This is a genomic window from Actinosynnema sp. NPDC091369, from assembly GCF_044757065.1.
Taxonomy (GTDB): domain Bacteria; phylum Actinomycetota; class Actinomycetes; order Mycobacteriales; family Pseudonocardiaceae; genus Actinosynnema.
In genome coordinates, this window is sequence record NZ_JBIVUG010000002.1 from 435,652 (window position 1) to 448,797 (window position 13,146).

General features: G+C 73.9%; 10 protein-coding genes and 1 pseudogene. 7 read left to right on the forward strand and 4 right to left on the reverse strand.

Annotation, left to right across the window (positions count from 1 at the left end; translation table 11 throughout):
- Nucleotides 1-25: 25 nt before the first annotated feature.
- Both ACIQMJ_RS10145 and ACIQMJ_RS10150 read left to right on the forward strand, forming a co-directional pair.
- Nucleotides 26-652: a ClpP family protease gene (locus ACIQMJ_RS10145; RefSeq protein ID WP_499760607.1), complete on the forward strand. Its 627-nt coding sequence runs from the start codon at nucleotides 26-28 to the stop codon at nucleotides 650-652.
- Complete coding sequence (locus ACIQMJ_RS10150; protein ID WP_499760608.1) at nucleotides 649-1,239, forward strand: ClpP family protease; 591 nt, start codon at nucleotides 649-651, stop codon at nucleotides 1,237-1,239. Before ACIQMJ_RS10145 ends, ACIQMJ_RS10150 begins: the two co-directional genes overlap by 4 nt.
- 4 nt (nucleotides 1,240-1,243) lie before the next feature.
- Here ACIQMJ_RS10150 and ACIQMJ_RS10155 read toward each other — a convergent pair whose 3' ends face one another.
- Together ACIQMJ_RS10155 and ACIQMJ_RS10160 are read right to left on the reverse strand one after the other, a co-directional pair.
- Nucleotides 1,244-1,579, reverse strand: coding sequence for a helix-turn-helix domain-containing protein (locus ACIQMJ_RS10155; protein WP_499760609.1), 336 nt, complete (start codon nucleotides 1,577-1,579; stop codon nucleotides 1,244-1,246).
- 62 nt (nucleotides 1,580-1,641) lie between these two features.
- Nucleotides 1,642-2,547, reverse strand: coding sequence for a DMT family transporter (locus ACIQMJ_RS10160; RefSeq protein ID WP_499760610.1), 906 nt, complete (start codon nucleotides 2,545-2,547; stop codon nucleotides 1,642-1,644).
- A gap of 73 nt (nucleotides 2,548-2,620) precedes the next feature.
- Here ACIQMJ_RS10160 and ACIQMJ_RS10165 point away from each other — a divergent pair, with 73 nt between their 5' ends.
- On the forward strand, nucleotides 2,621-3,532 hold the full coding sequence (locus ACIQMJ_RS10165) for a LysR family transcriptional regulator (protein ID WP_499760611.1): 912 nt from the start codon (nucleotides 2,621-2,623) through the stop codon (nucleotides 3,530-3,532).
- Nucleotides 3,533-3,559: 27 nt separating this feature from the next.
- Here ACIQMJ_RS10165 and ACIQMJ_RS10170 read toward each other — a convergent pair whose 3' ends face one another.
- Entirely contained in the window at nucleotides 3,560-4,243 is a 684-nt protein-coding gene (locus ACIQMJ_RS10170) for an alpha/beta fold hydrolase (RefSeq protein WP_499760612.1), read from the reverse strand.
- 305 nt (nucleotides 4,244-4,548) lie between these two features.
- Here ACIQMJ_RS10170 and abc-f point away from each other — a divergent pair, with 305 nt between their 5' ends.
- The 3 genes and pseudogenes from abc-f (at nucleotide 4,549) to ACIQMJ_RS10185 (ending at nucleotide 8,108) form a co-directional block, all read left to right on the forward strand.
- Nucleotides 4,549-6,177: a ribosomal protection-like ABC-F family protein gene (gene abc-f, locus ACIQMJ_RS10175; RefSeq protein WP_499760613.1), complete on the forward strand. Its 1,629-nt coding sequence runs from the start codon at nucleotides 4,549-4,551 to the stop codon at nucleotides 6,175-6,177.
- A gap of 162 nt (nucleotides 6,178-6,339) precedes the next feature.
- A pseudogene (sigJ, locus tag ACIQMJ_RS10180) lies at nucleotides 6,340-7,265 on the forward strand (RNA polymerase sigma factor SigJ).
- A 141-nt stretch (nucleotides 7,266-7,406) separates the two neighbouring features.
- A complete protein-coding gene (locus tag ACIQMJ_RS10185) occupies nucleotides 7,407-8,108 on the forward strand; it encodes a hypothetical protein (protein WP_499760614.1) in 702 nt (233 codons plus the stop codon).
- 66 nt (nucleotides 8,109-8,174) lie between these two features.
- Here the strand turns inward: ACIQMJ_RS10185 and ACIQMJ_RS10190 are convergent, their stop codons facing one another.
- The gene (locus ACIQMJ_RS10190) at nucleotides 8,175-10,862 is read right to left on the reverse strand and encodes an nSTAND1 domain-containing NTPase (RefSeq protein ID WP_499760615.1); all 2,688 of its coding nucleotides are present in this window, start codon (nucleotides 10,860-10,862) and stop codon (nucleotides 8,175-8,177) included.
- A gap of 523 nt (nucleotides 10,863-11,385) precedes the next feature.
- Here ACIQMJ_RS10190 and ACIQMJ_RS10195 point away from each other — a divergent pair.
- A complete protein-coding gene (locus ACIQMJ_RS10195; RefSeq protein ID WP_499760616.1) occupies nucleotides 11,386-13,125 on the forward strand; it encodes an RICIN domain-containing protein in 1,740 nt (579 codons plus the stop codon).
- Nucleotides 13,126-13,146 lie beyond the last annotated feature (21 nt).

The window sequence follows — 13,146 nt, forward strand, 5'->3', positions numbered from 1 at the left end:
GCGGTGTGTCGGCATCGTCGAGGGCATGAGCGACAACGAGAAGCTGCCCTTGTTCGACCACCGGCTCCGGGAGAGGTTCTTCGCCCGACGGGTGCTCGTCCTCGACGGCCCGCTGGACGACGACAACGGCACGGTGCTGGCCACCCAGCTGCTGTCGCTGGCCGCCGAGGACCCCGGCAAGGACGTGGCGCTGTGGATCCACTCGCCGGGCGGCTCGGTGCCGGCCATGCTGGCCATCCGCGACGTCATGCGGCTCGTGCCGTGCGACGTGTCCACCCTCGCGTTGGGACTCGCGTGCAGCGCGGGGCAGTTCCTGCTGTCGGCGGGCACGCCCGGCAAGCGCTTCGCGCTCCCCCACGCCCGCATCCTGATGCACCAGGGCTCGGCGGGGATCGGCGGGTCGGCGGTCGAGGTGCAGGTGCAGGCCGACGACCTGCGGCACACCCGCGACACCGTGCTCGGGCTCATCGCGCAGGACACCGGCCAGCCGGTCGACCGGATCTTCGCCGACTCCCTGCACGACCGCTGGTTCACCACCGCGCAGGCGCTCGACTACGGCTTCATCGACCACGTGGTGGACAGCCTGGACCAGGTCGTGCCGGTGCGCACGCACGAACTCGGCCTCGGCCCGCGGACGGGAGCGCGCGCGTGAGCACCTACACGATCCCCAACGTCATCACCCGCAGCGTCAACGGCGAGCGCGTGATGGACGTGTACTCGCACCTGCTGTCCGAGCGGATCGTCTACCTCGGCACCGCGATCGACTCCGGTGTGGCCAACGCGCTGATCGCGCAGCTGCTGCACCTGGAGGCGGACAACCCGGACCGCGAGATCAACCTGTACATCAACAGCGAGGGCGGCGACCCGTCCGCGATGCTCGCCCTGTACGACACCATGCGCTACATCAAGGCCCCGGTGGCGACGACGTGCGTCGGGCAGGCGGTCGCGGCGGGCGCGGTGCTGCTGGCGGCGGGACGGGCCGGGCACCGCTTCGTGCTGCCCCACACGAGGGTGGTGCTGCACCAGCCCGCGGCGCAGGGCCGCGGCACCATCCCCGACCTCATCCTCCAGGCCGACGAGGTGGTCCGGGTGCGCACCCAGTTGGAGGAGATCCTGTCCCTGCACACGGGTCGCGACGTCGAGGAACTGCGGCACGACACCGACCGGGACCGGGTGTTCGACGCGGCGGGCGCGGTCGCCTACGGGCTGGCCGACCACGTCCTGGAGCACCGCGCCTGAAGCCTCAGGCGGCCAGGAGCACGGGTCCCGCCGGACGACGCCGGGCCGCGGGACCCGTGCCGCGCCGCACGTCGCCCGCGATGTCGGCGAGCAGGTCGCCCAGCCCGAGGCCGAGCGCGCCGGTCACCGCGGCGATCATCTCGCTGGACGGCTCCTTGCGCCCGCGTTCGATCTCCGACAGGTACTGCGGCGAGATGCCGGCCCGCTGCGCGACGTCGACCAGCCGGCTGCCCCGCTCCTCGCGGGCCGCGCGCAGGCTGCGGCCCAGCACCTCGCGCCACAGCGGTTCCGGCTCGGGGTCGGGGGTGCGGGTGCGGTCGAAGGCGAGGACGTCGGCCATGCCGCCATCCTGACGCAGGCCGGCCGGCCGGGGGCAGCGGTTCCGCTCCGGGCGGAACCCGGTCACCGACGCGAGGGGACGCTGACGAAGGCGACGGCGGCGAGCACCACCAGGCAGCCGACGAGCTGCGGCGCGCTCGGCCGCTCGTGCAGCAGCACGACGCCCATCAGGATCGCGCCGACCGGTTGCAGCAGCATCATCGTCGCGCCCGTGGCGCTGGACAGCCGGGGCAGCGCGGTGGAGATCAGCAGCCAGCCCACGATCTGCCCGATCAGCGCCAGCGCGACCAGCCAGCCCAGCGCGGGCCACCCCGGTGACAGGTCCAGCCGGTCGGTCGGCACGCCGATCGCCACCGCGACGACCCCCGCCGACGCGGTGGCCAGGAACAGCGTGTGGTCGCGGGCACCGGGGCCCGTGCTGCGGCGCATCAGCACCAGGTAGGCGGCGAACCCCACGCCCGCGCCCAGCGCGAGCACCGCGCCGAGGACCGGGTCGGGGCCGAACGCGGGCGTGCCCGCCAGGCCGCCCGCGAGCACGATCCCGCCCAGCAGCACGGGGGCGGCGTACAGGAACCGGTTCGACGGCCGTTCCCGGAACAGCGCGTAGGCCACCGCGGGCACGATCACCACCTGCACGGACAGCAGCACGGTCGCGATGCCCGCGCCGACCAGCGCGATGGCGTCGCCCCACAGCACGAAGTCCACGCCGAGCCCCACGCCCGCGAGCAGCGGCAGCAGCACCCGTCGCCGCGACGCGCCGCGCCGCCGTTCCCACCACACCAGCGCGGCCAGCACCGGCAACGAGAACAGGCACCGCCAGAACGCGCTGGTGCTGCCGCTGGTGCCGGACACCTTGATGAACACCGACGACAGCGCGATGCAGAAGCTGCCCGCCATCGCGAGCAGCGCGGGGTTCACCCTCGTGCGCGTCGGCGGCACGCCGGCGGGACGGAGGTCGGTCGTGGTCACGGCTCCACCCTCGGGCCCACGACCATCAAGGACAAGCGAATTGTCGTGAGCAGAACCCGGTAGCATCGCTACCGTGTTCGGTCTGGAGCGGATGCGCGCCCTGCACGCCGTGGCGACGCACGGGACGGTCGCGGCGGCGGCGACGGCGCTGCACGTGACGCCGTCCGGCGTGTCCCAGCAGTTGGCCAAGCTGGAACGCGAGGCCGGTCAGCGCCTGCTGGAGCCGCACGGCCGCACGGTCCGCCTCACCACCGCCGGGCACGTGCTGGCGGGTCACGCGGCGGCCATCCTGGCCCGGGTCGAGCAGGCCCGGACGGACCTGGAGCTGCTGCGCGAGGACGTCACCGGTCCCCTGCGGATCGGCGCGATCCCGACCACGGTGCACGCCCTGCTGCCGCCCGTGCTCGCGACGCTGCGCGACCGGCACCCCGGCCTGGAGGTGACCCTGCACGAGGGCGAGGCCGAGGAGACCATGCCGCTGGTGGTCGACGGCAGGCTGGACGTGGCGGTGCTGGAGAGCTGGGAGCACCGGCCGACCGCCGTGCCGCCGTCGACCTCGCGGACCACGCTGCTGTCCGACGTCGCCGACCTCGCCCTGCCCGCGGGGCACCGCCTGGCGCACCGCAAGGTCGTCGACCTGACCGAGGTCGACGACCTGCCGTGGATCGCCTGGAGCGCGGGCTCCAGCTGCCACGACTGGCTGACGCACGTGCTGCGGCAGGAGGGCGTCGGCACGCGGATCACCTGCACCGTGGGCAGCTACCCGACCCAACTGGCCCTGGTGGCGGGCAACGTGGGCGCGGCGGCGATCCCCCGCCTCGGCCGCGACCCGGCGCCCGAGGGCGTCCGGTTCGTCACCACCCGCCCGGCCCTGAACCGCACCATCTACGCGATCAACCGCGCCGAGGACGACGACCGCGGCGCGATCCGGGCCTGCGTGGACGCCCTGGTCGCCGCGGCGACCGGGTTCCAGCACCTCGCCTGACCCGCCCGGCGCGGGACGGCGGGCGGGTCAGCCCTTCGCCGCGGTCGCGACGACCCGGGCCAGCTCGACCGGCCGGGTGAGCATGGGCCAGTGGCCGGAGTCGAGGTCGACGTAGTCGAGGTGCTCCACCGCGGCCAGCTCGGGCACGTCCCCGCCGTCGATCCACCCCTTGGCCTGGTCCGGGGTGTACTCGGGGCAGACGACCAGCACGGGCACGTCGAAGCGGCGTCGGTCGGTCAGCCGCACGACGCCCGTGGCCACCCCCGCGGGCACGGGGATCGCGGCGTCCGCGAAGGCGCACTTGGCCTCGTCGTCCAGGTCGGCGGAGTCCGACCCGGCGAACGGCTCCCAGCCCGGGAACGGCATCGCGCCGTCGCGCAGCTCGAAGAAGTCGGCGTAGGGCTTGCCGTCGCCCGCCGGGAAGCCGCCGACGAGGACGAGCCCGGCGACCCGGTCCGGCCGGGCGTCGGCGGCCAGCCAGGCCAGGGTGCACGCGGCCGAGTGTCCGACGACCAGCACGTCACCGGGCGCCGCGTCCACCGCGGCGAGCACCGCGGCCACCTGGTCGTCCAGCGTGGCGGACGCGTCGCCGTCGCCCTGGCCGGGCAGGGTGAGCGGCACGGGGCGGTGGCCGAGGGCCGCCAGCGCGGGCACGACGTCGTCCCACGCGGAACCGTCGAGCCACAGGCCGGCGATGAGCAGGATGTCCACGATGAGGTCTTCCTCCGGTCGGATCTGGTCGGTGTCGGGGCACGGTAGGCCCGCATCCGGACGATCCGCGTCCGGTCCACCCGCCGAGGCCGTCACCGAGGTCACCCGACGGGGTGGCCGCACGGGCTGCTAAGATCAGTGCAGGTATCCGTCTTGAGGGAGACTCGACGTGGCAGGTGAAGACGACATCTCCGGGTGAGCCCCGGATGTGACCGGCCCGCGGCGCAGCCGCAGCGGCCGTCCCAGTCGTCCGCCTTGTCCGCTGGGCAGCGCTCTGCCCGCACCACACCCGAGGTCTCTCCACCATGTCCGAAACCTGCGTCGTCGTCTCCGGCCTGTTCTTCTCCTGGCCCGACGACACCCCCGTGTTCGACGGGCTGTCCTTCACCGTCCCGAGCGGCCGCACCGGGCTCGTCGCGCCCAACGGCGCCGGCAAGTCGACCCTGCTCAAGCTGATCGCGGGCGTGCTGCGGCCGTCGGCGGGCAGCGTCACCGTCGACGGCGTGCTCGGCCACCTGCCCCAGGACCTGCCGCTGACCGGCGAGCCGACCGTCGCCGAGGTCCTCGGCGTGGCACCCGTGCTGCACGCCCTGGCCGCGGTCGAGTCCGGTGACGTCGCCGAGGAGCACTTCACCACCATCGGCAACGACTGGGACGTCGAGGAGCGCACCCGCGCCCAGCTCGACCGGCTGGGCCTGGGCGACCTGGCCCTGGACCGCCGCCTGCACACGCTCAGCGGCGGCCAGGTCGTCTCCCTCGGCCTGGCGGCCCAACTGCTCAAGCGGCCGGACGTGCTCCTGCTGGACGAGCCGACCAACAACCTCGACCTCGACGCGCGGCACAAGCTCTACGAGGTGCTGGACGACTGGCACGGCTGCCTGCTCGTGGTCAGCCACGACCGCGCCCTGCTCGATCGCGTGGACCGCGTCGCCGAGATCGACGGCGGCGAGGTCCGCTACTACGGCGGGAACTTCACCGAGTACGAACGCGCGGTCGAGGCCGCGCGTGAGGTCGCCGAGAAGAACGTCCGCAACGTCGAGCAGGAGCTCAAGCGGGAGAAGCGGGAGATGCAGCAGGCCCGCGAACGCGCCGCCCGCCGGGCGAGCAACGCGGCGCGCAACCTCGGCAACGCGGGGCTGCCCAGGATCTTCGCCGGGACCATGAAGCGCAACGCGCAGGAGTCGGCGGGCAAGGCGAGCGGCACGCACGCGGCCCGGGTCGGCGCGGCCAAGGCCAAGCTGGACGAGGCCGAGCGGGCCTTGCGGGACGAGCAGAAGATCGCCTTGGAGCTGCCGCAGACCGCCGTGCCCGCCGGGCGGACGCTGTTCCTGGGCGAACGACTGCGCGCGGCCTACGGCGACCGGGAGCTGTTCGCGGGCGAGGGCGCCGACCTGGCCATCCGCGGCCCCGAGCGGATCGCGCTCACCGGGCCCAACGGCGTCGGCAAGTCCACCCTGCTGCGGATCGTCCACGGCGACCTGGAACCCGACGGCGGGGAGGTCAAGCGGGCCGACGGCCGGATCGCCTACCTGTCGCAGCGCCTGGACCTGCTCGACGGCGACCTGACCGTCGCCGAGAACCTGGAGGCGTTCGCACCGGCGATGCCGCCCGCGGAGCGGATGAACCTGCTCGCGCGCTTCCTGTTCCGCGGTGCGCGGGCGCACCTGCCGGTCCGCGTCCTGTCCGGGGGTGAACGGCTGCGCGCCACGCTGGCGTGCGTGCTGTTCGCCGAACCCGCGCCGCAACTGCTGCTGCTGGACGAGCCCACGAACAACCTCGACCTGCTCAGCACCGGGCAGCTCGAACGCGCGCTCAACGCCTACCAGGGCGCGTTCGTCGTGGTCAGCCACGACGAACGCTTCCTGGCCGAGATCGGGATCGACCGCAGGCTCCGGCTCCAGGACGGCCGGCTGCTGGAGGCGGCCACGAGCTGACCGCGCCCGCTCACCCCCGGGCGGTCACCCCCCGGCGGTCACGGCGCCTCACCGGTCCGACCGGGCACCGCGGCCGAACGTCAGGCGGTGCGCCCCACCTCACAGTCGGCCGGGCCGTCTTGTCGGAGGTGGTAGGAGAAGGCGCGACGGAGGGGCACGACCATGACCACGCAGTCCGAGCCGGGGCCCGACCGGCTCGACCCCGAGCCGAGCGCGATCGCGGGCGAGCGGCGGCAGTTGACCAACCTGGCGTACCGGCCCTCGGTTCCCTGGCCGACGCCGAGGACGTGGTGCAGGAGACCTACGCCCGCTGGTACGCGATGACGCGCCAGGAGCGGGAGGACATCCGCTCGCCCGGCGCGTGGCTGACCAAGGTCGCCGGCCGGCTGTGCCTCAACGTGCTGTCCTCGGCCCGCGTCCGGCGGGTCACGTACGTGGGCGAGTGGCTCCCCGAACCGGTGCCCGTCCCGGACGAGTGGATCACCGGCCCGCCCGCCGCCGACCCCGCGGACCGGGTCACCCTCGACGAGTCGGTCTCGATGGCCTTCCTCGTCGTGCTCGACGCGATGACACCGGCCGAACGGGTGGCGTTCGTCCTGCACGACGTCTTCCGCTACACCTTCGCCGAGATCGCCGACGTCGTCGGGCGCACGCCGGCGGCCTGCCGCCAACTCGCTTCCTCGGCCCGCCGCCGCATCCGGGCCGCGCACGCCCCCGTGCCGCCGGTGGCCCGGCAGGCGCAGGTCGTCCGGGAGTTCAAGCAGGCGCTGGAGACCGGGGACGTCGACGCGCTCGTGAGCCTGCTCGACCCGCAGGTCACCGCCGTCGCCGACGGTGGCGGCGTGGTGCGCACCGCGCTGCACCCGATCGAGGGCGTCGAGCGGATCGTGCGCTCCCTGCTCCGGTTCGGCGACCGGGTCCGGCACCAGACGATCCTGGAACGCACGGTCAACGGCCGGCCCGGGTTGATCGCCCAGCAGGACGGCGTCACCGTGTCGGTGTACGCGTTCGAGGTCGTGGGCGACCGGATCACCCGCATCTGGGCCGTGCGCAACCCGGACAAGCTCCGGCCGTGGACGGCGAGCTGACCGGCGTGTTCACACCTCGTTGTTCAGCGCGCCGCGGGCGAAGCCGAACACCCGCTCCCCCGCTTGACTCGGTACCGAGGAGCCCGTGCCGCGCACACCGCCCGCGGCACGGGCTCCTCGCACCGACGAGGAGGAGCTCGGATGAGCGGGAACGAGGAGCGGTACGGCGCGGGCCGGACCTACGACCGGTCGTTCGGCGCGCCCGTCATCGGTCCGGTGATGTACACCGGCGCCTACCCGAACCTGGCGCGCACCGGGGACCAGGTGGCGGTGTCGCTGTCGCTGTTCGGCGACCGGGACGGCAACGAGGGCTGGTCCCGGACCACCTCGGCGCGGACGGCGCTGTACCGCGACGGCGAGCTGGTGGGCGAGAACGACAGCACCGGGCACGGGGTGTTCGCCGTGCCGCCGGGTCCGGCGCTGTTGCGGGCGCGGGCCGAGGTGACGCGCGCGCCGGAGGTCTCGGACTTCAGCACGCGCATCGAGGTGGACTGGACGTTCCGCTCGGACACGACCACGCGCGAGCGCCGGTTGCCGATGTCGGTGGTGCGGTTCACCCCGGAGCTGGACCACACCGGCAGCGCACCCGCGTACCGGCCGCTGACCGTGCCGCTGGTGGTGGACCGGCAGCGCGGCGTGGACAACCCGCCGCTGCGCCACTTCCGGGTCGACGTGTCCTACGACGACGGCGTGAGCTGGACGAGCCTGCCGGTGTTCGGCCGCGCGGCGCTGGTGGGCAACCGGGCCGGGCCGGGGGCGTTCGCGTCGCTGCGGGTGCGGGCCGACGACGGCCGCGACCGCGAGCTGAGGCAGACCGTGATCCGGGCCTACCGGCTCGGCTGACGGCCCGCGGCGGCGTCACGTGCACAGCGGCGCCACGGGCACAGCGCCGTCACGAGCACAGCGCCGTCACGAGCACAGGGGTGGTTGCGGCACGCCGGGGAAGTGCGCGGCCCAGTCCACGGCGACCAGGTCGGCGCACACGTCGCCGATCACGCGGTCGACGTCCACCGCGAGCCGCCACAGCGACCCGCGCGTCTCCACCATCAGGATCTCGCCCCGCTCGTAGCGCACCGAGCTGAACTCGACCCCCGGCGCGCGCAACGCCAACGCCTCCCCGCCCCGCAGGTCCCACAGCCACACCGAGTCTCGGTGCGTCGCGGTGACCGCCGTGCCGTCGCGGGAGAACTCGACCACGGCCCGTTCCGGGATCGCGTCCACCTCCAGCAGCACGTCGGCGCCGCGGAGCACGGTGAGGTGCCCGGAGTCCAGGTCGGAGACCGCGAGCAGCCCACCCGGACCGGTCGTCAGCCCCAGCCGGCCGGCGCGGCTGAGCAGCGGGGTGGCCCGCCCGTCCAGCGACCACACCTCCACGTGGTGGCGCTTGCCGTCACGGCGCGACAGGACCACGCCGGTGCCGTCGTCCAGCGGCACGGCGATCTCGACGCCGTCCGCCGGCAGTCGGGTCCGGGTCGTCTCGTCGGGACGCCAGTGGACCGCGCCGCCGTTCTCGACCGCGGTGAGCAGGGTGCCCGCCGCGTCGATGCCCTGGGGGAACGGCCAGCCGGTCAGGGTGGCGGTCCGGCGTGGCGCGTCGGGGTCGCGCAGGTCCCACACGGCGAACTCGTCGGGTCGGAGGACCGCGACCGCGGTGCTCCCGTCGGCGCTGAGCAGGTTGAGGAAACCGTTGGGCGGCACCTCCACCACCCCCGCCCGCCGCCACCGCGGACCGACCCAGAGCCGGTAGTCGAGCCCCGAGAGCGCCGGGTCGGAATCGACCTCGTGGGTCACCGCGACGTGGCCCGGCACGCGCGTGTACCCCTGGCCGAGTGTGGTGGCGGTGCCCGCGGCACGGGTGAGCAGGAGCGCGTCCCGGGCTTGTGGCGTCGGTGCGACGCGGTACGCGGCCAGGGCGAGCGCCGCCGCCTCGCGCGGGCGGGCCAGCAGGTCGAGGGCGGCGTCGGCGGCGCGCAGCGACAACGCCTGGTTGCGCTCACGGGTCGCGTCGCGCTGGGCCGTGACCGCGTAGCCGGCGGTCGTGGCGAGCAGCAGGGCCAGCGCGGCGAGGCAGGCGACGAGCCGCCGCAGCCGGCGCACCCCCCGCAGGCGCTGCGCCTCCCGCTCGCGCTCGGCGGCCAGGCCCGCGTCGACGAACTCGCGCTCGGCCTCGTTCAGCCGGGGCGCCAGGCGGCGCGCCTGGTCGAGGTGGACGCCGCGGTACAGGGAATCGGAGTCACGACCGTGCGCGCGCCAGGCTTCGGCGGCGGCGGTGAGCCTGCGGTGGGCGCGCAGCGCCTCGCGGTCCTCGTCCAGCCAGGTCACGAGCCTCGGCCACGCGCTCAGCAGCGCCTCGTGGGTCAGCTCGACGGTGTCGCGGTCGACGGTGACCAGCCTGGCCGCGGCGAGCCGGTCCAGCAGCGCGTCGCCCACGTCGAGCTCGGCGCGGGCGACGCGGCGGCGGGTGTCCTCGGTGCCGTCGCCGGGCGCGACCAGGCGCTGGAACACCTGCCGCGCGGCGTGCCGGTCGTGCTCGGGCAGCGCGTCGTAGACCTGCTCGGCGGTGCGGGCCAGGGCGTGTTCGACGCCGCCCGCGTCCTCGTACGCCGCCGCGGTGAGGACCGCGCCGCGACGGCGTCGCCACGTCTCGACCAGCACGTGCGAGGCGAGCGGCAGCGCGCCGGGCCGACCGGCGACGTCCGCGATCAGCCGGGCCACCAGGGCGTTCTCCAGCGAAGCGCCGCGGCGTGCGGCGGGTTCGACGACCGCGCGGCGCAACTGCTCGGCGGTCATCGGGCCGACGAGCGCCTGCGAGCGGTGCAGCGCGTCGAGCAGTTCGGGGTGGCGTGCGCAGTGGCCGTAGAAGTCGGCGCGCACGCCGATCACGACGCGGGCGGCGCCGGCGGCGTGGGTGAGCGCCCGCACCAGCCACGAGCGGTCGTCCTCCCGGCAGAGGGTGAAGACCTCCTCGAACTGGTCCACGACCAGCAGCAGGTCGTCGCCGGACCGGCGCAGCAGCACGCGCAGGTGCTCCGGGTCGGCGGCCAGCTCGGCGCGGACCTCGACCGCGGACCGGCTGTCGGCCAGCGCCGCCGCCAGCTCGGTGATCGGGTCGGCGCCGGGCGTCACGACCAGGTGTTCGCCCCACCGCGCCGCCAGCCCTGCGCGCAACAGGGACGACTTGCCCGCGCCGGACGCCCCGAACACCCCGACGAACGGGCGTTCCCGCACCAGGGCCAGCAGGCGGCCGACCTCGGCCTCGCGGCCGAAGAACCGGTCGGCGTCGGTGACGCGGTAGGCGGCCAGCCCCACGTACGGCGCGTCCCCGTCGTCCGGGCCCTCGGCGGCCAGCTCGCGCCAGCGCGCCGTCCACTCCTCGACGTCACCACCGCACGCGCGGACGAACGCCCTGGTCACGGCCAGGCTCGGCAACCTGCGCCCGGCCACCGCCTCGGAGAGCGCGGCGGGCGAGTAGTTGGCCAGCCGGCCCAGCTCGCGGTAGGACGGCAGCCCGGCCACGTGCCGCAGGCGCCTCAGGTCGCCCGCGAACTTCCGCACCGGCGTGTCCTCCTCGACCAGCGGGCGTTCCAGACGCGGCACCCCGGTCCCCCTCTCGACACCCCCGATTCTCCCGGTGCCGATCACCGGGCGGCGGCGGCCGTACGGAGCAGGGCGATACGGCACGCGGATGCCCCGTTCCCCGCGCGCCGGACCATTCCGAATGACCGTCGAGTGCGTCGAAGAACTATTAGCGCGACTGTTCGGGTTCATCCACGTGAACAATTGCGGGGATTCAAGAATATGAATCTTCTTGCTGGTCCGACAACCGCTGCGCTACGTTCTGGCACGTTCCCGGAAGGATCTCGGACAATAGTTCCGCACGGTCCGATTCGGGCACGACTTCCGATTGTTCCCGCTCGCGAGGAGGCGAGGCCATGGGTTCGCGCGCTCGCGGGTTCCACAGTCGGGGGTTCGCACGACCGCTTCGCCGATCCCGGCGGACCGCGGACCGGCGGCGCCGTCACGCCGACCGCCCCCGCCACCAGCCGCCGCCCTGCCAGGCCGTTCCCGCCGTGGTCACCGCCGGCGCGGGCCAACCCGAGAAGTCGGAAGTGGAGTTGTCATGACGGTTCGACCCCCGTCCACGCGGTCGTCAGGGCCGCGGGGCGCTCGTTGGCGCCTGAGCCTGCTCGCGGCCGCGGGCGCCACGGCGCTGGCCGCCGGCCTGCTGGCCTGGCCGGGTGCCACGCCCGCCGACGCCGCGGTCGGCGCGGGCACCTACACGATCAAGAACGCGGGCAGCGGCCAGTGCCTCGTCGTGCCCGGCGCCAGTGCGACGAGCGGCGTGCAGCTCCAGCAGGCGGCCTGCGCCGACACCGGCAGCCAGCGGTGGACCCTCACCGCGGTCAGCGGCGGCTTCCGGATCACGTCGGTCTCCAGCGGGCTGTGCGTGGGCGTGCAGGGCGCGTCCACCAGCGCCGGCAAAGCGATCCAGCAGGAGGCGTGCACGGGGGCGGCGAGCCAGACCTGGTCGCTGACCGCGAGCGGCGCCAACTACCGCGTGGTCAACGCCAACGGCGGCAAGTGCGCCAACACCAAGGACAACTCCACCGCCGCCGGCGCGCTCGTGCAGACGAACTCGTGCGACAACGCCGCCACCAAGCAGTGGACGTTCACCCCGACCAACGGCGGGCCCACCAGCACCACCACCACGACCACCACCACTGACACGACGACTACGACCACCACGACTACGACGACGACCACGAACCCGCCCGCGGGCACCTTGTACGCGTCGCCCAGCGGTCGCGACACGGCGACCGGCACCCAGTCGGACCCGACCACGCTCACCTCGGCCATCTCCCGGGTCGCCCAGGGCGGCACGATCTACCTGCGCGGCGGCACCTACGCGTTCTCGCAGACGGTCACCATCCCGCAGGGCAACAACGGCGCCTCCGGGGCCCTCAAGAAGCTGTACGCCCAGCCGGGTGAGACGCCGGTGCTGAACTTCTCCGCGCAGGCGGAGGACCCGGCCAACCGCGGCCTCGCGGTGAACGGCAACTACTGGCACGTCAAGGGGATCGTGGTCGAGCGGGCCGGCGACAACGGCATCTTCGTCGGCGGCAGCAACAACATCTTCGAGCGGACCGTGACGCGGTTCAACCGCGACACCGGCCTCCAACTGTCGCGGATGCTGTCGACGACGCCGAAGGACCAGTGGCCGTCGAACAACCTGATCCTGAGCGCCGAGTCGCACGACAACGCCGACTCCGACGGCGAGGACGCCGACGGGTTCGCCGCGAAGCTGACCTCGGGGCCGGGCAACGTGTTCCGCTACGCGGTGGCGCACAACAACATCGACGACGGGTGGGACCTCTACACCAAGACCGACACCGGTCCGATCGGCGCGGTCACCATCGAGGACTCGCTGGCCTACGAGAACGGCACGTTGAGCAACGGCGGCCAGGCGGGCAACGGCGACCGCAACGGCTACAAGCTCGGCGGTGAGGACATCGGCGTCAACCACGTGATCCGCCGCAACATCGCCTACGACAACGGCAAGCACGGCTTCACGTACAACCGCAACCTCGGCACGATGACCGTGGCGAACAACATCAGCATCGACAACAACGAGCGCAACTTCAACTTCGACGGCGGCTCGTCGGTCTTCAGCTACAACACGTCGTGCCGCACCAGCAGCGGCACGAACGACAAGACCGTCGGCAGCGTCGACAGCACCAACCAGTTCTGGAGCGGCACGAACGGCTCCCGCTGCGCCTCCTACACCGGCGCGCTGGCGTGGTCGTACGCCTCCGACGGCCGCCTGGCCGTCACCTTCGGCGGCAAGCCCGTGACGCCGTAACCCGATCCCGGGGCCGGGCGG